Annotated in this window: 18 protein-coding genes; 9 read left to right on the top strand and 9 right to left on the bottom strand. The window is 69.9% G+C overall.

Annotated features, from left to right (window positions below):
* Nucleotides 1-51: 51 nt before the first annotated feature.
* On the bottom strand, nt 52-1,626 hold the full coding sequence (locus ACFVT5_RS00750) for a hypothetical protein (protein ID WP_389879981.1): 1,575 nt from the start codon (nt 1,624-1,626) through the stop codon (nt 52-54).
* 169 nt (nt 1,627-1,795) lie between these two features.
* Nucleotides 1,796-3,271: an MFS transporter gene (locus ACFVT5_RS00745; RefSeq protein WP_389879979.1), complete on the bottom strand. Its 1,476-nt coding sequence runs from the start codon at nt 3,269-3,271 to the stop codon at nt 1,796-1,798.
* Between the two features lie 129 nt (nt 3,272-3,400).
* Between ACFVT5_RS00745 and ACFVT5_RS00740 the strand changes: the two genes are divergently transcribed.
* Nucleotides 3,401-3,913 carry a winged helix-turn-helix transcriptional regulator gene (locus ACFVT5_RS00740; protein ID WP_389879977.1) on the top strand — a complete coding sequence of 171 codons (513 nt, stop codon included), beginning with the start codon at nt 3,401-3,403 and terminating at the stop codon, nt 3,911-3,913.
* Here ACFVT5_RS00740 and ACFVT5_RS00735 read toward each other — a convergent pair.
* Nucleotides 3,865-4,458, bottom strand: coding sequence for a CGNR zinc finger domain-containing protein (locus ACFVT5_RS00735; RefSeq protein ID WP_389880952.1), 594 nt, complete (start codon nt 4,456-4,458; stop codon nt 3,865-3,867). The two genes, ACFVT5_RS00740 and ACFVT5_RS00735, sit on opposite strands and share 49 nt — an antisense overlap.
* A 273-nt stretch (nt 4,459-4,731) precedes the next feature.
* Here ACFVT5_RS00735 and ACFVT5_RS00730 point away from each other — a divergent pair, with 273 nt between their 5' ends.
* Complete coding sequence (locus tag ACFVT5_RS00730; RefSeq protein ID WP_389879975.1) at nt 4,732-5,199, top strand: VOC family protein; 468 nt, start codon at nt 4,732-4,734, stop codon at nt 5,197-5,199.
* Here ACFVT5_RS00730 and ACFVT5_RS00725 read toward each other — a convergent pair.
* Nucleotides 5,196-6,128, bottom strand: coding sequence for a LysR family transcriptional regulator (locus ACFVT5_RS00725; RefSeq protein ID WP_389879973.1), 933 nt, complete (start codon nt 6,126-6,128; stop codon nt 5,196-5,198). The two genes, ACFVT5_RS00730 and ACFVT5_RS00725, sit on opposite strands and share 4 nt — an antisense overlap.
* A 122-nt stretch (nt 6,129-6,250) precedes the next feature.
* Here ACFVT5_RS00725 and ACFVT5_RS00720 point away from each other — a divergent pair, with 122 nt between their 5' ends.
* The 3 genes from ACFVT5_RS00720 to ACFVT5_RS00710 all read left to right on the top strand — a co-directional run bounded on the left by ACFVT5_RS00720 (nt 6,251) and on the right by ACFVT5_RS00710 (nt 9,557).
* Nucleotides 6,251-7,681, top strand: coding sequence for an MFS transporter (locus ACFVT5_RS00720; protein ID WP_389879971.1), 1,431 nt, complete (start codon nt 6,251-6,253; stop codon nt 7,679-7,681).
* A 96-nt stretch (nt 7,682-7,777) separates the two neighbouring features.
* Nucleotides 7,778-8,752: a M28 family metallopeptidase gene (locus ACFVT5_RS00715; RefSeq protein ID WP_389879969.1), complete on the top strand. Its 975-nt coding sequence runs from the start codon at nt 7,778-7,780 to the stop codon at nt 8,750-8,752.
* A 196-nt stretch (nt 8,753-8,948) separates the two neighbouring features.
* Complete coding sequence (locus ACFVT5_RS00710) at nt 8,949-9,557, top strand: flavodoxin family protein (RefSeq protein ID WP_389879967.1); 609 nt, start codon at nt 8,949-8,951, stop codon at nt 9,555-9,557.
* A gap of 9 nt (nt 9,558-9,566) precedes the next feature.
* On the opposite strand, the gene ACFVT5_RS00705 is transcribed toward ACFVT5_RS00710, so the two are convergent.
* The 4 genes from ACFVT5_RS00705 to ACFVT5_RS00690 form a co-directional block, all read right to left on the bottom strand.
* Nucleotides 9,567-10,487 (bottom strand): ABC transporter permease, encoded by a 921-nt coding sequence (locus ACFVT5_RS00705; RefSeq protein ID WP_389879965.1) that lies wholly within the window; start codon nt 10,485-10,487, stop codon nt 9,567-9,569.
* Nucleotides 10,474-11,430, bottom strand: a complete 957-nt coding sequence (locus ACFVT5_RS00700; protein WP_389879963.1) for an ATP-binding cassette domain-containing protein — start codon at nt 11,428-11,430, stop codon at nt 10,474-10,476. Before ACFVT5_RS00700 ends, ACFVT5_RS00705 begins: the two co-directional genes overlap by 14 nt.
* A gap of 58 nt (nt 11,431-11,488) precedes the next feature.
* Entirely contained in the window at nt 11,489-12,748 is a 1,260-nt protein-coding gene (locus tag ACFVT5_RS00695; protein WP_389879961.1) for an outer membrane lipoprotein carrier protein LolA, read from the bottom strand.
* A gap of 284 nt (nt 12,749-13,032) precedes the next feature.
* Nucleotides 13,033-14,043 (bottom strand): polyprenyl synthetase family protein, encoded by a 1,011-nt coding sequence (locus ACFVT5_RS00690; protein WP_389879959.1) that lies wholly within the window; start codon nt 14,041-14,043, stop codon nt 13,033-13,035.
* A 255-nt stretch (nt 14,044-14,298) separates the two neighbouring features.
* Here ACFVT5_RS00690 and ACFVT5_RS00685 point away from each other — a divergent pair, with 255 nt between their 5' ends.
* Together ACFVT5_RS00685 and ACFVT5_RS00680 are read left to right on the top strand one after the other, a co-directional pair.
* A complete protein-coding gene (locus tag ACFVT5_RS00685) occupies nt 14,299-15,825 on the top strand; it encodes a peptide MFS transporter (protein ID WP_389879957.1) in 1,527 nt (508 codons plus the stop codon).
* 108 nt (nt 15,826-15,933) lie between these two features.
* On the top strand, nt 15,934-17,940 hold the full coding sequence (locus ACFVT5_RS00680; RefSeq protein WP_389879955.1) for a CocE/NonD family hydrolase: 2,007 nt from the start codon (nt 15,934-15,936) through the stop codon (nt 17,938-17,940).
* A gap of 103 nt (nt 17,941-18,043) precedes the next feature.
* On the opposite strand, the gene ACFVT5_RS00675 is transcribed toward ACFVT5_RS00680, so the two are convergent.
* Nucleotides 18,044-18,910, bottom strand: a complete 867-nt coding sequence (locus ACFVT5_RS00675) for an HAD family hydrolase (protein WP_389880949.1) — start codon at nt 18,908-18,910, stop codon at nt 18,044-18,046.
* A gap of 183 nt (nt 18,911-19,093) precedes the next feature.
* Between ACFVT5_RS00675 and ACFVT5_RS00670 the strand changes: the two genes are divergently transcribed.
* Nucleotides 19,094-23,719 carry an RHS repeat-associated core domain-containing protein gene (locus ACFVT5_RS00670; protein WP_389879953.1) on the top strand — a complete coding sequence of 1,542 codons (4,626 nt, stop codon included), beginning with the start codon at nt 19,094-19,096 and terminating at the stop codon, nt 23,717-23,719.
* Entirely contained in the window at nt 23,716-24,051 is a 336-nt protein-coding gene (locus tag ACFVT5_RS00665; protein ID WP_389879951.1) for a hypothetical protein, read from the top strand. Before ACFVT5_RS00670 ends, ACFVT5_RS00665 begins: the two co-directional genes overlap by 4 nt.
* Nucleotides 24,052-24,072 lie beyond the last annotated feature (21 nt).

Below are 24,072 nucleotides of genomic sequence, written 5' to 3'. Positions count from 1 at the left end.
GCCGGGGGTGCCGGAACGTGCGATTCCCGGGTCAGGACAGGTCAGATCAGGTCAGGAGAAGGTCGCGAGGCGCGGGTGATCGCGACGGTGGAGAGGCCGGCCGGGGAGACGGTCCGGTGCGCGGTGATGATCCGGGCGGTCGCGTTCGGCTCTGCGGCCGGGCGCGGGTACGGGTACGGGTGCCGGGCCGGGTCGAGGCCCCGGTCCAGGTCCGGCCAGACCCACTCTGAACAGCCCGTACGCGATCCGCCGCGCCACGGCCCGCTCCAGTTCGTCCCGCAGAGCGCCCTCGCGCAGCACCGCATCGGGTCCGAGGAGGCCCTCGACCACGGCCAGTGCGCCGGCGGTATCGCCGTGGTGCAGGCGTTCGCGGACGCCGACGAGACAGTCCGGGTGCCGGTGTGCCTGGTCGATCGCCCGAAGGCAGGCGAGCGGAGTGCCGGTGAGTTCGGCCAGCAACTCCTCGCGGCGGATCTCGGCCGGGTCATGGTCCAGCGGGGCCAGTACGCCGTCGACCAGACCGATCCGGTGCGTGCCTCCCCGGCACTCCACGAGGTACGGCCGGTCCGCCGGGTCGGGAGTACGGGACGGACCGGACGGCGTGTGACCCGGTACGAGTGCCGAGGCCACCAGCGGATGCAGCCGGTCGGGCTCGATCGAACCGGTGCAGAGCAGGTCCAGGTCGGGGAGCGCCCAGGTCGCCGCGTCGGGCAGGACCGGCAGCGCGGAGGGGGCGGCACCGCCGTCCGTGGTCGCCGGCGCGATCCGGGGTACGGGGTTACCGAGGCCGTTCCGGTCCAGGTCCACGTCCAGGTGCACCCAGTGCCGGGTGCCGAGGCGCACGGCGACGGTACGGGGATCAGTGCCGGTGGCGGTCCCGGTGCCGGGGTGCCTCTCGGCGTGGAGCAGGATCGCCGCCTCGGCCGCCCATTGGTCAACGACACAGTGACGGTACGGCCCCTGCACGGAATGCCGTTCGCCGGGCGCCCGATCCGCCCCGGACCGGATCCGCAACTCATCGGTTCTGCGCGCGTCCCAGAGGTGGCGGTGCAGATCGAGACGGAATCGACGGCTCGGGTGGGGATGCGGATAGCGGTGGGCCGCACGCGCCTCGGGATGAGATCGACGGGACCCGTCCCACAGGGCGAGGCTCATCCGCTGACCGGCATCCGCCCAGGCAGGCGGAGTCCGGACCACCAGGAACACCGCCCCGTCCCGCCCAGGAACCGGGACCCGGACCCGGACCCGGCCCGGAACCTCGTACCGAGCCAGTGCGACCGTCAACCCCGGCCGCAGCACCCCGTACGGAGCGATCCTCGGCATGTGCCAGCGCAGCAGGTCAGGCGCCAAGTTACGGAGATCGGACCGGAGTTGGGTCACGAATTCCGTGCCGTGAGTGCGGGCCACAGCACGGAGATTCAGGTCGACGTCGATGCCCGCGGCAGCACACGCGCCTGCCCAGTCCCCGGCACGTCGGCGGGCGGTCGCGGTCTCGATCACGGACGGCAGCACGGCGAACTCGCGGACGCGCAGCCAGAAGGAGAGCCGGGATTCGTCGCGGGATTCCTCGGCGGATTCCTCGCGGGGTACTTCGGGGGATTCCTCGTTCGCGAGCGAAGGGAGCATCAGCACTCACCTTGCGCGGACGGGACCCCCAATCCGAGAGCGGAGTATGTCGTCATCGCGGGGAGAGTAGCCGGTCCCCGCTCCGGTCCGCCAACTGTTTATCCGCCCACAATTTATCGGCCCGCTATTGATCGGCCCGCAATTGATCGGCCCGCAATTTGTCGGCCCGCTACTGATGCGAGCTGCTCGGCGACCCCACGGCCGCCCCGCCGGAGGACGCCCCGTACGACTCTCCCCGCCGCTCACTCCGCCGCTTCCCCGGCCGCCTCCCCTGACTCCCCCACACCCCAACGCCGGACAACACCAACCCCACCACCACCATCACCACCGGCACGGTCAGCGCCGCGCGGAACGCCGTCAGGGTCGACTCCGCGTCCGTGGCCGGTCCTTCGGGCTTCGACAGACCGTAGACAGCGGTCACCGCTGAGATGCCGACCGCCGAGCCGAACTGGGTCGCCGTGTGCAACAGCCCACCCGCCAGCCCCTGTTCCGACGCGGCCACGCCATCGGTCGCCGCGATCGTGAGCGGCCCGTACGCCAGCGCGAAGGCCACACCGGCGAGGAACAGCGTGGGGAGCATCGCCATGTAGGTCCAGTCCATGCCGACCGGCAGGAAGAGCCCGTACGCCACCACCGCGAGGACGAAACCGCCGAGGATCACGCGGGCGTTGCCGAAGCGCTCGACGAGTTTCGGAGTGAGCGTGGGGGCGAGGATCGCGTCGCAACCCATGATCACCAGGGCGACGGCCGTCTGGAGCGACGACCAGCCGCGCAGTTCCTGGAGGTACAGCGTCACTACGAACTGGAACCCGAAGAACGCCCCGACGAACAGCAGCGCCCCCAGATCGGCCCGTACCACCGAGCTCATACGGAAGATGCCGAGCCGGACCAGCGGTGCGGCGCTACGGCGTTCGACGGCGACGAACGTGCCCACGAGCAGCAGCCCCGCCGCCACCGCGCCCGCCGTCAACGGCCAGCCCACGAGCCCGTGTTCGAGCCGGACGATCCCGTACGCGGTCAGCAGCATCGCGCCCGCGGCGGTGATCGCGCCCAGCGTGTCGAAGCCGCCCTTCGCGCGCGGGGGCGCCGGCTGTGCGGGGATCACCCGGACCGCCGCCGCCAGCAGCGCGCCGGCGAGCAGCACCGGCGCGAAGAACACCCATCGCCAGCCGAGTTCGGTGAGCAGCCCGCCGATGACCAGGCCCAGCGAGAAGCCGCCGGCCCCGGTGCCCGCGAAGACGAGGAGCGCCTTGTTGCGCTGGGGGCCCTCCTCGTAGGAGGTGGTGATCAGGGACAGCGCGGCCGGTGTCATGAACGCGGCCGACACGCCCGTGACGAAGCGCGCCACGATCAGCATCCACCCGTCCGTCGCGAAGCCGCCCAGGCCGGAGAAGAGCAGGAAGACCGTCAGCCAGAACAGGAACATCCGGCGCCGCCCGAGCAGATCGGCCGCGCGCCCGCCGAGCAGCGTGAAACCGGCGTACCCGAGGACGTAGGCGCTCATCACCCAGGCCGCCGTGCCGGTCTCCAGGCCCAGATCGGCCCTGATCGAGGGGATCGCCACGGCGAGCATCGCGACGTCGATGCCCTCCAGAAAAATCGTCCCGCAGAGGACGAGTAGCAGTGCCCAGGCGCGTGCGCCCATGGTGGCTCCTGAGGGTGATGGCAGCGATGTCGGCAGCGATGATTACGGCCCCTTGAAGGGCCTTGGTTACGGGAATGAGGGTCGGTTCCCTCTTGTAACCAATGGAAGCCTGCGGCACCATCGGCAGGTATGGAAGAAGGCACTTCGAAGTCACCCGGTTACCTGGAAGGCACCGTGGGCACGACGGGGGCCGCCGAGTGCCGGACGGGGGTGGCAGGGGCGGCGGGCGCGGCGGGCGCGGACTACGACGCCGACCCCTTCCAGTGGGACACCCGTGAGGACTGCGAGGTGCGGCAGATCCTCGACCGGGTCGCCGACAAGTGGTCCCTGCTCGTGATCGCGCTGCTCGACCGGCGCCGCATGCGGTTCACGGAACTCCGCCGGGAGATCGACGGCATCAGCCAGCGCATGCTGACGGTCACGCTCCGCCAACTGGAACGCGACGGCCTGGTCCTACGTACCGTGCACCCGGTGGTGCCTCCGCGCGTCGACTACGAAATGACGGACCTGGGCTGCACGTTGCACGACACGATCCAGGCGCTGGTGACCTGGACGGAGGAGCACCGGAACGAGATCGCGGCGGCGCGGGCGGCCTACGACGAGCGGTCGGCGGCGGAGGCGGAATCCCGCTCATCGGTCTGATCGGCCTGATCGGTCCGAGCCGGACGGGTGCGATCGGCGAGGTGGGCGCGGTGACTGCGCACCTTGTGCAGGTTTCCGCAGTGCTCCATGGCGCACCAGCGGCGGCGCCCGGGGCGCGAGGTGTCGACGAAGAGCAACTGGCAGTTGTCGGAGCCGCATTCGCGGATGCGGTCCGCGTACGGACCGGTGAGCAGGTCGACGGCGTCGCGCGCCACCGTCGCCAGTAGTTGCGGACCGGTGCCGCCGGGGGCCCACGCGCGCCCGCCGTCCGGTGTGATGCGGGCGGCCAGGGGCGCGCCCGCCGCCGCCGCGTTGACGACGGCCAGGTGTACGGGATCGAGGGGGCGGCCGTGCACCCGGTCGGACGCGATCGGCTGAAGGGCGTCACGGAGGGTCCGCAGCGCGGCCACGTCGCCGTCCGTGAGCGTCAGTTCGAGACCGGGGGCCAGTCGGCTCTGTTCGACCCAGCTCGCGAGGTCGGCCGGCTCGAACAACACCTCGAAGCGCGCGAGGGCCCCAGGGCCGCCGGTCACGAGCAGTTCCATGCAGAGGGCGCCGGGGTCGAAGCGGTAGGGCCGACCGGTGCGGGTGCGCAGCGTGAGGCCGGGCTCCGGTTCGGTCCGGCCCCCGGTCGGCTCCACGGCCGCCGCCACTGGGGAAGTCAGCCAGGACGTCTGCGTGGACGCTTGCGCGGACGCTTGCGCGGACGCTTGCCCAGAAACTCGCTCAGAAGCTTGCCCCGACGCCTGCCCGGACCCTCGTCCGCCCGCCGCATGTTCCCTTGCCGTCTCCGTCACGTAACCACTATAACTAGTTACATGACTCGTACGCAGCCCCTGCACTGGAAAGTCGTCGTCGACGCCGCCGACCCGCACCGCCAGGCGTCCTTCTGGTCCGACACCCTCGGCTACACGCTGGAGGACCACAGCGGTCTCATCGAGCACCTGCTCGGCCTCGGTGTGGTCACGGATGCGGACACGGTCGAGTACGAGGGCCGCCGCGCCTGGCGGGAGGCCGCGGCCGTACGGCACCCGGACGACCCGTACGCAGAGGAGAGCGGTACGGGACTGGGACGCCGGATCCTCTTCAACCGGGTGCCGGAGCCGAAGACCGGCAAGAACCGGCTGCACCTGGACGTCCACACGGGCGCCGGCGCCGACGAGCGCGCGGCGGAGGTCGCCCGGCTCACGTCACTGGGCGCGGCGGTGCAGCGCGAGGTCAAGGAACAGGGCGGCGAGTGGGTGGTCATGACGGACCCTGAGGGGAACGAATTCTGCGTCCACTAGCTGATGCCGGCCCAGGTGGGGAGCCAGACTTCCTCCGGGAGCGGGGGCAGGGTTCCGAAGTGGTCGATGATGGCCCGGAGTCCTGGGTGCGGGTTCGTTCTGGGGAAGATGAGCGAGAGCGGGTACGCGAGCGTCGGATTCACGATCGGGATGCGGCGCAGGTCGTAGCTCGTCGGCCAGATGTACCGGTCGCGGGCGCCGACGAGGGTGGCCACGTCCGCGGAGTCCGCGAGGGCGTCGAGGAGTACTTCGTTGCCGAAGTTCGGGCCCGCGGCGTCGACGCGTAGGTCGAACTCGGTGGTGAGCTGGTCGTAGAACTCCGCCCATTCGCTGCGGGGCGCGATTCCCGGCACCCAGATCCGATGCCGGCGTAGCTGCGGTGGCGTCAGTGTGCGCGCGGCGGCAAGCGGATGTCTCGGGCCGACGAGGAGTTCCAGCGGCGAGTGGAACGCGTGGATCATCCGCAGCTCGCGCGGCAGCGCGGCCGGATCGGTGACCGTGCGGAACGAGGCGTCGATATCGCCCGCCTCGACGGCGGCGACCGCCACGCGCGGGTCGTTGACCCTGAGGGTCACCACGTCGAGGTTGGTCTCGGGATGCGACCGCCAATAGTCGTGCAGAACGACGGCCTGCGCGGATCGCAGGCCGAGTACGTCGATCCGCAGGGCCCGGGAGCCCGGCCTGACGGCGCTGATGGCGCGCTCGGCACCCGTGACAATGCTCCGGGCGTGCGGGAGAAACGCCTGACCGTCGAGGGTCAGCTCGACCCCTCGGGCGGTACGGGTGAACAAGCGGACTCCGACTTCCCGTTCTAGGGTCGCGATCCGCTTCGAGACGGCCTGTTGCGTCACGCCCAGCTCGTCGGCCGCGTGTCGCAGCTGTCCCAGCTCGGCCGCCCGGACGAACGAGCGCACTGCCTCGGTATCCATGGACCCAGCCTATGTGCGCCCAACCAATGGTTGTGGCTGGTCGGGGGCTCAGTTGTTTGATCCTGATCCGGTACGGCTGATGTGATGCGGGGACCCGAGCATCGGTTGTCCGAAGGAGTGGGATGCGCGTTCAACTGGGACGCAACTTCGGCCGGCTGTGGTCGGCCTACGCCGTCAGCACCTACGGCACGTGGATCGCCTTCGGAGCGTTCCCGCTCATCGCGGTGCGCGTGCTGCACTCAACGGCCTTCGCCGTCGCGCTGCTTGAGGCGGCCGGGCTCGCCGTCGCCGCGGTCGTCGCGTTTCCACTGGGGCCGTGGGTCGACCGCCGGGCCAAACGGTCGGTGATGATCGCGATGGACCTGGCCCGGTTCCTCGCGACGGCGAGCGTTCCGGTCGCGTACTTCCTCGGCCTGCTGTCCTACGTCCAACTGCTGGTTGTCTCGGTCATTTCGGGGACCGCGAGCATCGCCTTCACGGCCGCCGCCGGCGCGTATCTGAAGCACCTCGTCCCCGGCGATCATCTCCTTGCCGCGAACGGAAGATTCGAAGGCACGAGCTGGGTGGCGACCGCGGCGGGCCCACCCCTCGGTGGCGCGCTCATCGGCTTGCTCGGCCCGGTCGTCACTGTCCTGGCCAACGCCCTCAGCTATCTGCTGTCCGCGCTCGGGGTCCTCCGCATCCGCGGCAGTGACGTCGCGGCACCCCGCGCCCCGGTCAGCAAGCGCACACCGGTCACCGAACGGGCCCCGGCCACCAAACAGGCACCGGCCACCGAAGGAGCCCCGGCCACCAGCTCGCGCGGATCCGACCTTCTGGCCGGCTGGCGGTTCATCGTCCACGACCACGCACTACGGCGCCTGTTCCTCAACTCGATCCTGGTCAGCGGCCTGATCATGGCCACCGTCCCGCTCCTGTCCGTCCTCCTGCTGGGCGAATACCGGTACCCGGCCTGGCAGTACGGTCTTGCCTTCGGCGTCCCGGCACTCGGCGGCTTCGTGGGGGCCCGCCTCTCCGCACGTCTCGTGAAGCGGTACGGTCGGCACCGGGTCATGATCGTGTCCGGCTGGTCGCGCTCGCTCTTCCCGCTCGGTCTCGCGTTCATCCGTCCCGGCATCCCCGGGCTCCTCACGGTGATCGTCGTCGAGGCACTGCTGATCACCTGCATGGGCGTCTTCAATCCGATCTACGCGACGGAACGCCTGCAACGGGCCCCCTCGGATCATGCCGCGCACATCCTCAGCACCTGGAGTGTCAGCAGCAAACTCGTACAGGCCGCCCTGATGGTGATCTGGGGCATCCTCGCCACACTCACCAGCCCACTCGCCGCGATCACCATGTCCGGCGTTCTCCTGCTGGCCACCCCGCTCCTGCTGCCCAAACGGATACACATGTCCGAACCGCCCTCGGTTCCGGCAGGGGAGACCCGGCGCCGGACCGCCCCCGGGGAATGGCGTGATCGGCCGTCACCACAGCGATCTGGCCACTTTCGAAGGCAGCGCGACGTCCGGTCGGCGCCTTCAGGAACAAGCCGAGACAGCACACCCCGATAATCGAACACCCGTGTCCAAATAGCGCTCTTGACGGAACTTCAGAATCCGTTGACCATCGGGCACCACATTCCCCCCACGGAATCCGGAGCCCCCCACATGAAGCTCTCCGTTCCCGGGCGCCTCTCGACGGCTGCCCTCGTCGCGGGTGTCACGGTCGTCGCGACGCTGCTCGCCACCGGCCCGATGGCCGGCGCGGCGCCCGCCCGGTCATCGGTCACGGCGCCCCTCCCGGCCGCGGCGCCCGACATACCCGTGGCCAACGTCCAGGCCCATCTCTCCCAGCTCCAGTCCATAGCCACCGCCAACGGCGGCAACCGCGCACACGGCCGCACCGGTTACCAGGCATCCCTCAACTATGTGAAGGGCAAGCTGGACGCGGCCGGATTCACCACCTCCGTACAGCAGTTCACCTCGGGCGGCAGGACCGGGTACAACCTCATCGCCGACTGGCCGGGCGGTGACCTCAACCAGGTCGTGATGGCGGGCTCGCACCTCGACAGCGTCACCGCCGGCGCCGGTATCAACGACAACGGCTCCGGTTCCGCGGCCGTCCTGGAGACCGCGCTCGCCGTGTCCCGCGCGCAGTTGCAGCCGACGAAACATCTGCGGTTCGCCTGGTGGGGCGCCGAAGAGCTGGGCATGGTCGGCTCCCGTACCTACGTCAACAGCCTCTCGACCGCCAACCGGGCCAAGATCAGCGGGTACTTGAACTTCGACATGATCGGCTCCCCCAACCCGGGCTACTTCGTCTACGACGACGACCCGGCGATCGAGAAGGTCTTCAAGGACTACTTCGCCGGCATCAACATCTCCACGGAGATAGAGACCGAGGGCGACGGCCGCTCCGACCACGCCCCGTTCAAGAACGCGGGCATCCCCGTCGGCGGCCTGTTCAGCGGCGCCGACTATCTGAAGACCTCCGCCCAGGCCGCGAAGTGGGGCGGCACCGTGGGTCAGCCCTTCGACCGCTGCTACCACTCCTCCTGCGACACCACCGCGAACATCTCCGCCACGGCCCTCGACCGCAACAGCGACGCACTCGCCCACGCGGTCTGGACCCTGTCCTCATAGCGACGGCGGCCCCGCGGTCACCGGCCAGGGCAGCCACGCGGTCCCCCGTCAGGGCGGCCACACGGTCACCCTGACACGGTCCCCCTGACACAAGTACTTGCGCGTGCATATACTGCATGCGCAAGTACTTGTTCCCCGTACTTGCGCGCCGTACCCGTTCGCCGTACGCCTGACCGCCGAGTCCGAGGAGTCCCCCATGGGCCGCCGCTTCCTGTTCCTGCTGGGCAGCAGCCGGAACGAGAGCAACACCGAGATGCTCGCCCGATGCGCCGCCGAGCAGTTGTCGCCGGACGTCGAACAGCGCTGGATCCGGCTCGCCGACCATCCGCTGCCCGAGTTCGAGGATCTGCGCCACGACACCGACCACGCCCGCCCGACCGACGGCAACGCGGCCATGCTCCTGGACGCCACCCTCGACGCCACGGACATCGTCATCGCCTCGCCCGTGTACTGGTACACGCTCTCCACGGCCACCAAGCACTACCTCGACCACTGGTCCGGCTGGCTGCGCACACCCGCCATCGACTTCAAGGCCACGCTCACCGGGCGCACCCTGTGGGGCGTGAGCGTCCTGGCGGCCGAGGAGAAGGTCTTCGCGGACCCGTTGATCGGCGCCCTCAACAACTCCGCCGCCTATATGGACATGCGCTTCGGCGGGGTCCTCGTCGGCAGCGGCAGCAAGCCCGGTGACGTACTCCAGGACACCGAGGCGCTCACCGACGCCAAGACCTTCTTCCGCCAGGACGCGCCGCTCGCCCGCTTCCCGTACGCGACGGCCACCGGCACGGCGATGGCCACCGCGTGAGGTCGACGGCTACGCCGTGATGTCCTTCGCCGTGAACCTCGCCCACGCCGCCGACCCGAACACGGCCGCGTACAGCGCCTGTATCTGCAGGTTCTTGACGAGGTCGTCCCAGTAGATCGGGTCCCGCATCAGGTCCGCGAAGGACAGCCAGTAGTGCGAGAAGAAGTACGGCTGTATCGCGTGCAGTTGGGGGATCTGGTCGAGGATCTGCACCGTGATCAGCAGACCGACCGTCGTCGCCATCGCGGCGATGCCACTGTTCGTCAGCGTCGAGACGAACAGGCCGAGCGCGGCCACGCCGATCAGTGACACGGCCACCGCCACGGCGATGAACAGCGCCCGCAACAGACCGTCCCCGAAGCTGATCCGGGTGCCCGAGATCGTCGTGACATCCCCCAGCGGGAACAGCAACGCCCCGACAGTCAGGGCCGACCCGGCCACGACGAGCGTCGCGACCAGGCAGAACGTCAACGTCGTCGCGTACTTCACCAACAGCAGCCGGGTACGGCCCGCCGGTGCCACCAGCAGATAGCGCAGCGTGCCGGAACCGGCCTCGCCCGCGATGGCGTCCCCGGCGATCACCCCGATCGCCATCGGCAGGAAGAACGGGAGGGTCGCTGCGAGTGCCGTGAAGACCAGGAACAGGCCGTTGTTGGTGACCTGGGCGATGAACGCCGGGCCCCCGGTGCCGTCCCCGGCGGGCCCGCCGCCCAGGCCGCCGCCGTCCGAGGTCTCGATCTTGATGGCGATACCCACCAGGACGGGCACCGCCGCGAGCACACCGAGCAGGGCGAGAGTCCGCCACCGCCGGAACGTCGTGGCCACCTCGGAACGGAACAGCCCCAGGGTCCACACCCACCGCACCTCGGGCACCGCGCCGACCGGGGTCCCGGATCTGGCGGCGGAAGCCGTCGTCTCAGCCCGCGACATCGAAGCCCTCCCCCGTCAACTGCACGAACGCGTCCTCCAGCGAGGCCCGTTCCACCGTGAATCCCCGCACCCGCACCCCCGCGGTGACCAACGCCGCCGTCAGCTCGGACAGTTCCCCGTCCGGGGGCTCGGCGGTCACCCGGTCCTCGGTCGCGACGACATCCGTCAGGCCCTGTTCCTTCAGGACGCGGACCGCGTCGGCCGGGTCCGGCGTCATCACCACGAGCCTGCCCCGGGCGTGCGCGGCCAGGTCGGCGACCGGGCCCTGCGTGATCAGCCGGCCCCGCGCCATCACGGCCGCATGGGTGCACACCTGCTCGATCTCGTCCAGGAGATGCGAGGAGAGGAAGACGGTGGTGCCGTCCGACGCCAACTCCCGGACCAGCGCCCGGATCTCCCGCATTCCCTGCGGATCCAGTCCGTTCGTCGGCTCGTCCAGTACGAGGAGTCTGCGGGGCTGGAGCAGCGCGGCGGCGAGAGCGAGCCGCTGCTTCATCCCCAGGGAGTACGCCCGCGCCTTCTTACCGCCCGCCGCGGTCAGTCCGACCCGGTCGAGTGCGGTGCCGACCCGCGCGCGGCGGGTACGCGGGTCGGCGGTCGGGTCGGCCGAGTCGTACCGCAGGAGGTTGTCCCGGCCGGACAGGAACCCGTACAGCGCGGGGCCCTCGATGAGTGCGCCGACCTGCGGCAGGACCGCGCGGGACGAGCGCGGCATCGGCCGGCCGAGGACCTCGGCGGAGCCCGAGGTCGGGTCGATCAGGCCCATCAGCATCCGGATGGTGGTGGTCTTGCCGGAGCCGTTGGGCCCGAGGAAGCCGAAGACGCTGCCCTCCGGAACGGCCAGGTCGAGCCCGTCGACGGCGAGCTGCCCGCCGCGGTAGCGCTTGGTCAGGGCACGGGTGGTGATCACCGTGTCCCGCCCCGCGGCGGACAGTTCCTCCATGCGCTCCCCCAGCCTGTTCCGGTGGCCGAGCGCCCCTGCTCCGGCCGTGCTGTGCCTCCTAGTGTGCCGCGTCGGCCGCCTTCACCAGGGCGTCCTTGGTGACCGCACCCACGTAGACCTTGCCGTTGTCCGTGACCAGGGCGTTGATCAGGCGGGTCGAGAAGACCGTGCCCTTGCCGAACTTGCCGGTCACCTGGTCACCCAGCGAGTTCAGGAACTTCTGCGCCTCGGGAGAGCCGCCCGTCTCGCTGCCTGACGGTATGCCCTGGCCACCCGGGGTGTTGATGACGGCGATGGAACTCCAGCCCTCGCCGATGACATCCGTGCTGTTGAAGCCCTGCTCGGCGGCGCCCTTGCCCTGGTCCTTCGCGGAGCCGTCGGCCTTGTGCTCGGCCTTGACGTCGTCGGCCTCGGTGACCTTGGCACCCTTCGGCGGAGTGAAGTCGAAGGTGGACGCGGCCGGCTTGGAGAAGTCGACGCTGGTGAATCCGGCGTCCACGACCGCGCTGCCGCCGCTCGCCGGGGTCAGCGTGAACTTCAGCGGCGTACCGTTCCGCGCGTCCACCGCGATGGTGATCGCGCCGACCGTCGAGCCGGACTGCTTCGGCTTGATCAGCAGCTTGTAGGCGTCGCGGCCCGCGACCTTCGCGGTGCCGTCGACCGTCACGGATGTGGTGTCGGCGGATGCCTTCAGGGCCTCGTCGGCGAACTCCTTCGGTGTGGAGGGGAGGTCCTTCGGCGCGGTCTTGTCGGCCTTGTCGCTCTTGTCGCCCTTGGCGCCGTGCTCGGCGGCTCCGGTGTCCTTGGCGTGGTAGACGGAGTTCGACTTGCTGTCGTACGCCCAGACCTGGTCGCCGTTGTGAATGAGGCTGTACTCCGCGGCGTCGTCCAGGACCGACAGCTTCTGCCGGTCCGGGCCGTCGCCCGCGACGCGCAGCGTGTGCGTGCCGGTCGCCAGCTCGGTGAGCTTGGCCTGCGGGTCCGCCGTCGCGTTCCCGCCCTTGGCGCCGGGCGCGAAGGAACTCAGGGCGCCACCCACATCCGGCAGGCCGAGGTCGGTGCTGATCTTCACGGTGCCGGAGAACTGCTGGGTGTCCGACTTGGCGATCTTCTCGATGAGCTGCTGTGCGCTGATCTTCGGCAGATCGGGGTCACCGGAGCTGGCGAGCGCGGGCACGAGCCCGATGGTCGCCGCCGCCACCCCCATGACCGTCACCGGGACCGCGTAACGCGCCGCCTTGCGGCGGCGCGCCGCGCGCAGGTCCGCGGCGTCCGCGGCGCCTTCGTCGGACGTGTTGCCGGATTCGTTCGGTGCCATCTGTTTGCCCTACCTCCGTGGTTCGGCGGCGGCCTTCGGTCATCCTGCGTCGTCCACCCCGCGCCGCCATGCTCACCCGTGTTGCTCAGGAGTGGTGCTTTCCATAAGACCAAATCGGCGCGGAAGAGGCGTCAACCCCCGGGGCCAACTCCGTGTACTGCTGCGGTATGACATCGAGTGCGCTCACCCTGACCCACCCGTAGGGGTCGGCCCTTGCGACACATACCCCAGTAGGGGGGTTCCCCGGTCCGGCGGGCGCGATCGGCCCGCCGGTGAAACGGGGGTCAGCCCGCCCGGTGCACCACCGCGTCGCACAGTTCCACCAGCGCCGCCTTCGCGTCGCACTCGGGCAGCGGTGCGAGCGTGGCGCGGGCCTCCTGGGCGTACCGCACGGTGTCGCGGCGGGCCTGCTCCAGGGCGGGGTGCGCGCGCAGCCGGTGCAGCGCCTCCTGGTGCCGGGCGTCGTCGGTCAGGTCGGAGTCGAGCAGTTCGCACAGGGCGATGTCCTCGGCCAGGCCCAGCCGGGCGACCCGCTCACGCAGCAGCAGCACGGGCAGCGTCGGAATGCCCTCGCGCAGATCGGTGCCCGGCGTCTTGCCGGACTCGCGGGAGTCGGAGGCGATGTCCAGCACGTCGTCGGCGAGCTGGAAGGCGACGCCCAGCCGTTCGCCGTACTGCGTGAGCACGTCCACGACGGTCTCGTCGGCGCCGGACATCATCGCCCCGAAGCGGCCGGACACGGCGATCAGTGAACCGGTCTTGCCGCTGATGACATCGAGGTAGTGCTCGACCGGGTCACGGCCGTCGCGCGGACCCGCGGTCTCCAGGATCTGACCCGTGACCAGGCGTTCGAACGCCTCGGCCTGGATGCGGACCGCCTCGGGCCCGAGGTCGGCCAGTATGTGGGACGCGCGCGCGAAGAGGAAGTCGCCGGTGAGTACGGCGACCGAGTTGTCCCAGCGGCTGTTGGCGCTTTCGACGCCTCGGCGGACCTCCGCCTCGTCCATGACGTCGTCGTGGTAGAGCGTGGCCAGATGGGTCAGTTCGACGACGACGGCCGAGGGCACGACACCCGGCGCGTAGGGGTCGCCGAACTGGGCGGCCAGCGTCACGAGCAGCGGCCGGAAACGCTTGCCTCCCGCGCGGACCAGGTGCTGCGCGGCCTCCGTGATGAAGGGGACCTCGCTCTTGGTGGCCTCCAGGAGGCCCTCCTCGACAGCAGCCAATCCGGCCTGGACATCGGCTTCGAGAGCCTGGTCCCGCACGCTCAGCCCGAACGGCCCGACGACGGTCACGAGGGGTTCTCCTGTCTGCTGACGATCACATGGTCGATGACATGGTTTGTCGATGTGTCGCTGCTGTCACTCAAGTCAGCGTATCCGGTCGCCTTTCGATCACCATGGTCGCCTGCCCGGCCAGAGGGGGCGGCACGCGATCGGCGCCGGTATGTTTTTGATCAGCTCATCGGATTTCACCTGACAGCCTGACGAATGCTGCTGAACCCCATGAAATAACGGCTCTGCCGACCATGACGATCGGATACCGCCCCTTTGTCCCGCAGCCCGGCCGATACCGATCCGTATCCCGAGCCCGAACGCGATCCGGCGTCCGAGCCGCCACCCGGTGACGACCACGCCTTCTTCGGGCACCCGAGAGGGCTGCTCACGCTCTCCGGCCTTGAGGTCTGGGAGCGTTTCTCTTTCCTCGGGATGCAGGCCATCCTGGTCCTGTTCTTCGCGGACACGGTCGCCCACGGCGGGCTCGGAATGTCCCCCGGAACGGCTGCATCCGTTTCGGCGGCGTACGGCACTCTGGTCTATCTGGTGTCGGTGGCCGGCGGCTGGCTCGCCGACCGTGTCCTCGGCTCCTACCGCGCGGTGCTGTGGGGCGGGATCCTCATCGCCTGCGGGCACTACGCGATGGCCGTGCCGGCGGCCGCGATGACCTGGGTGGGGCTCGGACTGATCAGCGCGGGCACCGGGTTGCTGAAGCCGAACGTGGCGACCATGGTCGGCAAGCTCTACCGCACCGACGACGAACGCCGCGACGCCGGTTTCGCCCTCTACTACATGGCCATCAACATCGGCGCCTTTGCCGGGCCGCTGGTCACCGGCTGGCTCGGCGAGCACAAGGGCTGGCACTGGGGTTTCTCGGCCGCCGCCGTCGGGATGACCTTCGGCCTGATCCAGTACGTCGCCGGACGGCGTCACCTGGCCGGGCGCACGGACGCGGCGGAATTCGCCCTCCCGCCCGAGACGATGCGCGCCACGGTGACCCGGATCGCCGGCGGACTGGTCGTGGTCGCGGCGTTCGCCACCGTGCTCGTCCTCGGGGGCGTGCTCACCATGGCCCGCTTCGTCGACGTCCTCACCGCGGTCTCGGTGGTCGCGCCGGTCGTCTACTTCGTGGTGATGTTCCGCAGCCCCCGGGTCGCCCCCGACGAACGCCGCAGGCTGCGCCCGTACATCGTGCTGTTCCTGGCGTCCGTGGTGTTCAACTTCATCCTCTTCCAGGCGTACTCGACGATGATCCTGCTTGCCTCCACCAACGCGCGCACCGAGATCCTGGGCTACCACTTCCCCGCGAGCTGGTACGCCTCCGCGCTCGGGGCCTTCGAGGTCGCCCTCGCGCCCGTGGTCGCCGCCGTCTGGTCGCGGATGGGGCCGCGCCAGCCGCACGCCTCGAACAAGATCGCCTTTGGTGTCGTCCTCGGCGGTCTGTCCTTCCTGCTGATGGTGGTGCCGACCTCCGGGCACAGCGGTGACACTTACAAGATGGCCGCCTGGTGGATCGTCGGCTCCTATCTGCTGCTCGGGCTCGGCGACATCCTTCTGGAGACCTCCGGCATGTCGGCCACCACGAAGCTCGCCCCGGCCGCCTTCGCCAGCCAGACGATGGCGCTCTGGTTCCTCTCGCTCGCCCTCGCCAACGGCATCCAGGCCCAGGTCGTGAAGCTCTACGACAAGGTCTCGCACCCGGCGTACTTCGGCGTCAACGGCGCCATCGCGGTCGCCGCGGGGCTCGCCGTGATGGCCGCCGCGCCCTGGCTGCGCCGCACCATGCACCCCGTCCACTGAGACCGCTGAAAACGCCCCGTCCACCGAAACCGCCGAGAAACTCCCGGCCGCCGAGAAACTCCCGCCCACGGAGATCACCGACGCCCCGTCCGATCGAGGTCACCGCTCATGCAGATCCGCACTTCCTTCCCGTACGAGACGACCCGTGAGGACATCCGGATCCCGCTCCCGGACGGCACCACGCTGTGCGCGCGGGTCTGGCGCCCCGTCACCGACGGACCCGTGCCCGCGCTGCTCGAATACCTGCCCTACCGGCTGACCGACTGGACCGCCCCCCGCGACTGGCAGCGCCATCCCTGGTACGCGGGCCACGGCTACGCGTCCGTGCGCGTCGACATCCGCGGACACGGCAACTCCGAGGGGCTGCCGGGCGACGAGTACTCCGCGACGGAGCTGGCCGACGGGGTGGCGGTCGTCGACTGGCTCGCCGCGCAGCCCTGGTGCGACGGCTCGGTGGGCATGTTCGGCATCTCCTGGGGCGGCTTCAACTCCCTTCAGATCGCGGCCCTCGCGCCCGAGCCGCTCAAGGCGGTCGTCACCGTCTGCTCCACGGACGACCGCTATGACAACGACGTGCACTACATGGGTGGTTCCGTCCTGGCGGTGGACATGCACGCCTGGGCTTCGACGATGCTCGCGTTCGTGTCCCGGCCGCCGGACCCGGTGTACGTCGGGGACGCGTGGCGCGAGCTGTGGGCGCGGCGCCTGGCGGCCGTCGACCCGTTCGTCCACACCTGGCTCGGCCACCAGACCCGGGACGCGTACTGGCGGCACGGCAGCGTCTGCGAGGACTACGCGGCGATCAAGGCACCGGTCCTCGCGGTGGGCGGCTGGCACGATCCGTACCGCGACACCGTCCTGCGTCTGATCGAACATCTGCCCGGTCCGGTAAGGGGTTTGATCGGGCCGTGGTCGCACCAGTACCCCGACCGGGGGCTGCCGCCGGGGCCCGCGATCGGGTTCCTCCAGGAGACGCTGCGCTGGTGGGACCAGCATCTGAAGGGCAAGGACACGGGGATCATGACGGAGCCCCGGCTGCGCTCGTACGTCACCGCCGCGCACCCGCCCGCGACGGTGTACGCCGAACTGCCGGGCCGCTGGGTCGGCGACCCGTCCTGGCCGTCGCCGCATGTCGCCTCAGTGCCGTACGCGCTCGGCGGGGCGCCCGTGATCGTACGGTCTCCGCAGCACACCGGTCTGGACGCGGGCCGCTTCTTCCCGTTCGGGAACGACGCCGATCTGCCCCCTGACCAGCGGGACGAGGACGCGAAGTCGGCGTGTTTCGAGTTCGAGGTACCGGACGACGTGTGGGTCCTGGGCCGGCCGCGGGTCCGGTTGCGGCTGACGTGTCCCGTGGAGCGTGGACAGGTCGTGGCACGGCTGTGCGACGTGGCGCCGGACGGGGCGTCGACGCTCGTCACGCGCGGGGTGCTGAATCTGTCCGCGCGGCACGGCCGGGACCGCGTGTCGCACTGGCCGCCGGGCGCCACGGAGACCGTCGAGTTCGACCTGAACGGCATCGGGTACGCGTTCCCGGCCGGGCACCGCATCCGGCTCGCCGTCTCCTCGGCGTACTGGCCGTGGATCTGGCCCCAGCCCGGCTCGGACCAGGGCTTCACCCTGCACCCCGAGGGCAGCGCCCTGGAACTGCCCGTACGCGCGCGGGAGTCGTCGTACGGGGCCGGGGAGCACCCGATCACCTTCGAACCCCCGGAGCAGGCACCGCCCCTGGGTGTCGTCTCGCCCGGCACGCTGGACGAACAGCGCCCGGAACGCCTGGTCGTACGGGACGTCGCCCAGGGCACCTGGCGCCTACAGGTCGACCCGCGCTACGGCGGTACGCGGATCTACCCCGACGGCCTGGAATTCACCGAGGACGCCCTGGAGACGTACACGATCGACGCGGCCGACCCGCTCTCCGCCCGCGCCGACGCGACCTGGTCGATCCGCCTGCACCGCCCCGACCTGGCCTGGGACACCTCCGTACACACCACGTCCTCGCTCACCTGCGACGCGACCCATTTCGTCACCGTGGACGAGGTGGTGTGCCGGGCGGGCGACGAGGTGGTTTTCCACCGGACCTGGCGGAAGAGAATCCCGCGCACGGCGGGGTGACGCGAGCGGACGCGACCAAAGGCGCCAGTCGTTACGCGCCGCACAGCCGGAAGCCATACGCGCCGGACAGCCGCGAGCCTCACGCGCCGCACAGCCACCGGCCTCACGCGCGCGTGGGGAACAGTCGCTCCGTGGGATCGGTGGGGTCGTTGGTACCGGTGCGGGCCGGGAACAGGTGCTCCAGGGACGCGGCGACGCCGTCCTCCTCGTTCGAGAGGGTCACCTCGTCGGCCACCGCCTTGAGGTCCTCGTGGGCGTTCGCCATCGCGACGCCGTGACCCGCCCACAGGAACATGGGGATGTCGTTCGGCATGTCACCAAAGGCGATGGTGGCCTCCGGCGACGTGCCCAGGCGCTCGGCGGCGAGGGCGAGCGCGGTCGCCTTGGTGACGCCGAAGGGCTGGAGTTCCACCGCGTCGGGGCCCGCCGTGGTCACCGTGACGAGATGCCCGGCGACCGCGCGGGCCACCTCCGCGAGGGCGTCCTCGGCGAGACCGGGGTGGTGGATCAGCACCTTGGTCAGCGGCCGGACCCACAGGTCGTCACGGCGCCGGGCCCGCTCCCCCCCGAGCGTCGGATGCGTCACCGTGAAACCCGGCTCCATCAGCATCAGACCGTCCGTACCGTCCTGGTTGACCGCCGCGCAGACCGCGCCGACCTCCGCCTCGATCTTGCCGAGCGCGGCCTCGGCGACCTCACGGTCCAGCGTCACGGACCACACGATGCGGTCCGCGCCGGCGTCGTACAACTGCGCGCCCTGCCCGCACACCGCGAGCCCCCGGTGCCCGAGGGCCCGCAGGACGGGTACGACCTGCGGCACGGGCCTTCCCGTCGCCACGAGATGCAGCGCCCCCGCCACGCGCGCGTGGGAGAGGGCGGAACGGGTACGGGACGACAGCGAGTCGTCGTCCCGCAGAAGGGTCCCGTCGAGGTCAGTGGCGATGAGGGCATATGCGAGTGCGGCCATGATCCGAGAGAATACGGACCCTGCGAGGGTCAGTGGGATGGCGGTTGCGCACACAAGCTCCACAGGGTATTGACACCGCCCACCGACAGATGAGCCGGACATCAGGCACTGATAACTTCCCTGGCGGGTAAGAAGGTTGTCACATCAGGGGTGTCGCCTTCGGGCGGACGTAACGGGGGACACGGGGTGGCGGGGAGTCGGCCGACGGATTGGCATGTCCTGGACCTGGACAAGGATCCGACGCCGGGTGATCCGGACCGGGTGCGGACGCTGGCGAAGGGACTGCACGACTTCGCGGACGACGTCGCCGAGGCGCTGCGGCTGATCAAAGGCATGGCCGAGGAGGACACGGTCCTGGTCTGGGCGGGCAAGTCCGCCAAAGCGTTCCAGGACGAGTTCTCCGGAGTGCCGAAGAACCTGCGCAAGCTGAAGAAGTCGTACGAGATGGCGGGCGACGCGCTCGCCGCGTACTGGCCGAAACTGGAGCGTGCCCAGGCCCTCGCCGACAAGGCACTCGTCAAGGGCCGCGAGGCGCAGACCGATCTCTCCTCGGCCCAGTCCAAGCTGACCTCCGCCGAATCCTGGGTCGACCGGGCCGGCAAAGAGGCCGACAAATACAAGGACGACCCCACCGGCGGCAAGGACGTCCCCAAGCCGGATCCGGACAAGGTGAAGGCGGCCACCCGGGACGCGCAGAGCGCCAAGGACGCCCGCAGCAGCGCGCAGTCGGATGTCACCTCGGCCGGCAACGCGCTGGACGCGGCGAAGAAGATGGCCGGGGACGCCCGCAAGATGCGGGAGGACGCGGCACGCGAGGCGAAGGACAAACTCGACGACGCCTCCGACGCCGGGATTCACAACCGCAAGTGGTGGGAAGAGGTCGGCGACTGGTTCACCGACAACTGGGACACCATCGTCGCCGTCTGCAAAGTCGTCGTCGCCGTCCTCGGCATCATCGCCCTGATCATCGGCGGGCCCATCCTCGGCGCGATCGTCCTCATCGCGGCCCTCATCGTCCTCGCGGACACCCTCAACAAATACTTCAAAGGCCAGGCATCCCTCTGGGACGTGGGCTTCGCCGCGCTGGACTGCATCCCCGGCATGAAGGGCCTGACCAGCCTCCGCGGCCTCGCCAAGGGTCTCAAGGGCCTCAGCAAGATCGGCCTGAAGGGTATGGCGCTCGGCGCCAAGGGCCTCGGCCCCAAGGTGAAGTCGCTGGGCCGTCAGATGAAGAACCTCTTCACCTGCGGAGACCCGATCGACGTGGCGACGGGCCAGATGGTCATGTCGATTCCGGACATCACCCTGCCCGGAGTCCTCCCCCTGGTCGTCGAACGCAGCCACCGCACCGGCGTACGGAACGGTCGCTGGTTCGGGCCCGACTGGACCTCCACGCTCGATCAGCGGCTCCTCGCCGACAGCGACGGCATCAGATTCATCGCCGAGGACGGCACGGTGCTGTACTACGCCGTTCCGGAACCGGACGCTCCGATGTACCCCGTGGCCGGTCCGCGGTGGCCGCTGCGCTGGGACGGTGTCCCTGGCAGCGAGATGACGGTGGAGCAGCCGGAGGCCGGCCGGACCCTTCAATTCCGGGCGTTGCCCGGCGATCCGTCGGCTGCGGCGCATGTCCTGACCGGCGTCCACGACCGTAACGGCAACGCGTGGGAGGTACGCCACTCCGAGACCGGCGCACCCTCGGAGCTGGTCCATCACGGCGGCTACCACATAGGCGTGACCTGCGAAGACGACCGCATCACCGCCTTCACCCTGCTCAGCGCGCCCGACCGGCCCCGGCTGCTGGACTTCGGATACGACGCGGACGGCCGGCTCGACACGGTGACGGACTCGTCGGGAATTCCCCAGCGGTACGCGTACGACCACGGGCAGCGCGTCTCGGGCTGGCAGAGCCGGGACGGCTCCTGGTACCGGTACCTGTACGACGACGCCGACCGATGTGTGGGCAGCGGCGGCACCGAAGGCGTACTCGCCTATGCGTACCGGTACGACGAGAACGCCCGGACCACCGTGGCCACCAACTCCCTCGGGCACAGCGTCACCTACGGATTCGACAAGAACTACCGCCCGGTCACCGAGACGGACGCGCTGGGCGCGACGGCCCTGCGTGGCTGGGACGAGGACGGCCGCCTCACCTCGCTGACCGACCCGCTCGGCCGGACCACACGCTTCGCCCACGACCCGGTCGGCAATGTCACGGAGATCGTCGGCGCGGACAGCTCCGTCATCGCCCGGGAGTACAACGACCTTCGCCAGGTCACCAAGGTGACGCAGGCCGACGGGGGCACCTGGGAGTCGGTCTACGACAGCCGGGGCAACCGGCTGGCCGTCATCGATCCGTCCGGCGCCAGGACGTCCTACACCTACGACGACCGCGGCGGCCTCACCGGCGTGGTCGACCCGCTCGGGCGACGCCAGGAGACGGCCGTCAACGACGCGGCGGGACTGGTCACCGGCACGACGGGCGCGCTGGGCGGAACCAACACCTTCGTACGGGACGCCTTCGGCCGGATCACCGAACTCACCGATGCCTTCGGGGCGGTCACCCGGGTGGGCTGGACCCGGGAAGGCCGCATCTCCTGGCGCGAGCTGCCCCAGGGCACCGTCGAACGCTGGACCTATGACGCGGAGGGCAATCCGCTGTCGTTCCGGTCGTCCACCGGCCGCCACACCACGTACCGGAACACACACTTCGACCTCTGCTCCGAGCGGGAGGACGAGGACGGGACGCTCGAACGCTTCACCTACGACACGGAACTCCGCCTGACGAGCGTGACCAACGCGGCCGGGCACACATGGAGTTACGCGTACGACCCGCTGGGACGACTCACCGCGGAGACGGACTTCAACGGCCGCACGCTCACCTACGGCTACGACGCCGCCGGGCAACTGGTCGAGCGCACCAACGGCGCGGGCCAGACCACACGGTTGCGATACGACGTCCTCGGCAACGTCACGGCGATGGACGCGGACGGCGCCACCACGACGTACGCGTACGACCCGCTGGGCAGACTGATCGGCGCGCGGAACGCGGACGGTGAACTCGGCCTCGAACACGACGCCGTGGGCCGGGTCACGGGCGAGCACTGGAACGGTCGGCGGGTCGGCTCCCGGTACGACATGACCGGGCGCAGGACGGAGCGCACCACGCCGAGCGGCGCCGTCACCCGCTGGACGTACGAGCCCGAGCGGCGGTCACTGGTGCAGCGGATGGGGACGCGTGACGTCACCTTCCGGTACGACATCGCGGGCCAGGAGATCGAGCGGCTGATCGGGGACGCGGTCCGGCTGACCCACCACTGGGACTCCGGGCGGCTGCGCACCACGCAGCGCCTCACCTCGACCGGCGGCGATGTACGGGGCCGGGTGTTCAACCACCGGGCGGACGGCGCCCTCACCGGGATCTCCGAGCTGGGTGACGGTCGCGCGGAACGGGCCTTCGAGTTCGACGGGGCGGGACGGGTCGTCGCCGTGCGAGGCGGAGCCGAGGAGACCTACGACTACGACGCCCTCGGGAACCTTACGCACTTTGGTACCTCCGGGACGGTCCGCGACCAGGACCAGGACATTTACCAGGAGTCCGGGCCCGGTGACCGCACCTACTCCGGCACCCTGATCGAGCGGGCGGGCCGCACCTTCTACCGCCACGACGGTCAGGGCCGGGTCACCGAACGAGTGACGAAGCTGCTGTCGGGCGGCCGGCGCGTGTGGCGGTACGCGTGGAACGCCGAGGACCAACTCACGGACGTCCTGACGCCCGACGGCCGGCACTGGCACTACGCGTACGACCCGCTGGGGCGGCGCACGGCGAAGCAACTCCTCGACGATGACGGTACGACCGTGGCCCAGGAGGTCTCCTTCCACTGGGACGGCGATCTCCTGGTCGAGCAGACGGACGGGGCGGTCAGCACGTCGTGGGACTTCGACGACGGGCACCACCCGGTCGGGCAGCGGGTCCGCGTCACCGGTATGTCGCAGGCCGAGATCGACGAACGTTTCTACGCGATCGTCACGGACCTCATCGGCACGCCGACGGAACTGGTCGACGCGGACGGCGACATCGTCTGGGAGCGGTCATCGACCTTGTGGGGCCTTCCCACCGGATCCGGCGACGGTGATCGCGTCGACTGCCCCTTGCGTTTTCCCGGTCAGTACCACGACGCGGAAACCGGGCTGCACTACAACCACCACCGCTACTACGAGCCGGGCACCGCTCGCTATCTGAGCCCCGACCCACTGGGCCGCACGCCCGCGCCGAACCAGCACGCGTATGTGAAGAATCCGCTGCAATGGACGGACCCGCTGGGCCTCAAAGCGCCCTGCATGGTCGACCTGTACCACGGGACGTTCGGCAGCGCGGCGGACAACATCATGAAGCACGGAATCGACATCAACCTGAGCCAACGCAAGATGGACTTCGGTAAGGGCGGCTTCTATGTCACCAACGACCCGAAGCAGGCCCTGGACTGGGCCAAGAACCTGGCCACACGCAATAGCGATGTGCCCGCAGTGATCCACTTCCGGGTCCCCAAGGCCCAACTGGACAGCCTGAACAGCAAGATATTCAATGGCCCCGGCGACGACGTGGCCGACTTCATCCGCCACCATCGCAATGGTGGCGCCATGCACGGCTACGAGATGGTGGAAGGACCCATGCTCCTCAACCTCAAGGGCTTCCTGAAGGGCGGCAAACCTCCGGTACTCGAAGGTCACCAGATCGCCATCTTCGGCGACCGGGCGGCCGAACTCTTCAGCAATTCCATCCATAGGCGAGTGGGGCCATCGACGTCATGACCGAAGAATTCCTGATGCGCCTCGACGAGGGCATGCTTGAGTATTTCCGCGACATCGCGCAGGAGATGACCGAGCGGTTCGGCGTCTCCCACGCGGAGGCCGTCGCACGGATCAACGAGCGCTACGGGGACACGGAGATCGGCCCCTATCCGGATGTCATGGGTCATGAGATGCCGGAGTTCTGGGCGTACGGGCTGTACTACCGGCCCGACGCGCAAGGCCGGCTGCCGTCCGGCGACGAGGACGCGGACGCGGACATCGACGAGTCCGCCCTTGAGGTCCGCCCGGCACCTCCGGCCGACTCGTCCGCGTGGACCCTTCCCCGATCCTGACCGACACCCGACCGGGGGCCC

Origin of the sequence: Streptomyces sp. NPDC058001 (assembly GCF_042886315.1) — a bacterium.
Lineage (GTDB): Bacteria > Actinomycetota > Actinomycetes > Streptomycetales > Streptomycetaceae > Streptomyces.
The sequence above is the reverse complement of the archived record's forward strand: the minus strand, read 5'-3'. Positions and strand labels throughout refer to the sequence as shown.

Coding starts and splice junctions, on each gene's coding strand:
- ACFVT5_RS00750 (WP_389879981.1), bottom strand. CDS start 1,626: ATGCTCCCTTCGCTCGCGAACGAGGAATCCCCCGAAGTACCCCGCGAG.
- ACFVT5_RS00745 (WP_389879979.1), bottom strand. CDS start 3,271: ATGGGCGCACGCGCCTGGGCACTGCTACTCGTCCTCTGCGGGACGATT.
- ACFVT5_RS00740 (WP_389879977.1), top strand. CDS start 3,401: ATGGAAGAAGGCACTTCGAAGTCACCCGGTTACCTGGAAGGCACCGTG.
- ACFVT5_RS00735 (WP_389880952.1), bottom strand. CDS start 4,458: ATGGAACTGCTCGTGACCGGCGGCCCTGGGGCCCTCGCGCGCTTCGAG.
- ACFVT5_RS00730 (WP_389879975.1), top strand. CDS start 4,732: ATGACTCGTACGCAGCCCCTGCACTGGAAAGTCGTCGTCGACGCCGCC.
- ACFVT5_RS00725 (WP_389879973.1), bottom strand. CDS start 6,128: ATGGATACCGAGGCAGTGCGCTCGTTCGTCCGGGCGGCCGAGCTGGGA.
- ACFVT5_RS00720 (WP_389879971.1), top strand. CDS start 6,251: ATGCGCGTTCAACTGGGACGCAACTTCGGCCGGCTGTGGTCGGCCTAC.
- ACFVT5_RS00715 (WP_389879969.1), top strand. CDS start 7,778: ATGAAGCTCTCCGTTCCCGGGCGCCTCTCGACGGCTGCCCTCGTCGCG.
- ACFVT5_RS00710 (WP_389879967.1), top strand. CDS start 8,949: ATGGGCCGCCGCTTCCTGTTCCTGCTGGGCAGCAGCCGGAACGAGAGC.
- ACFVT5_RS00705 (WP_389879965.1), bottom strand. CDS start 10,487: ATGTCGCGGGCTGAGACGACGGCTTCCGCCGCCAGATCCGGGACCCCG.
- ACFVT5_RS00700 (WP_389879963.1), bottom strand. CDS start 11,430: ATGGAGGAACTGTCCGCCGCGGGGCGGGACACGGTGATCACCACCCGT.
- ACFVT5_RS00695 (WP_389879961.1), bottom strand. CDS start 12,748: ATGGCACCGAACGAATCCGGCAACACGTCCGACGAAGGCGCCGCGGAC.
- ACFVT5_RS00680 (WP_389879955.1), top strand. CDS start 15,934: ATGCAGATCCGCACTTCCTTCCCGTACGAGACGACCCGTGAGGACATC.
- ACFVT5_RS00665 (WP_389879951.1), top strand. CDS start 23,716: ATGACCGAAGAATTCCTGATGCGCCTCGACGAGGGCATGCTTGAGTAT.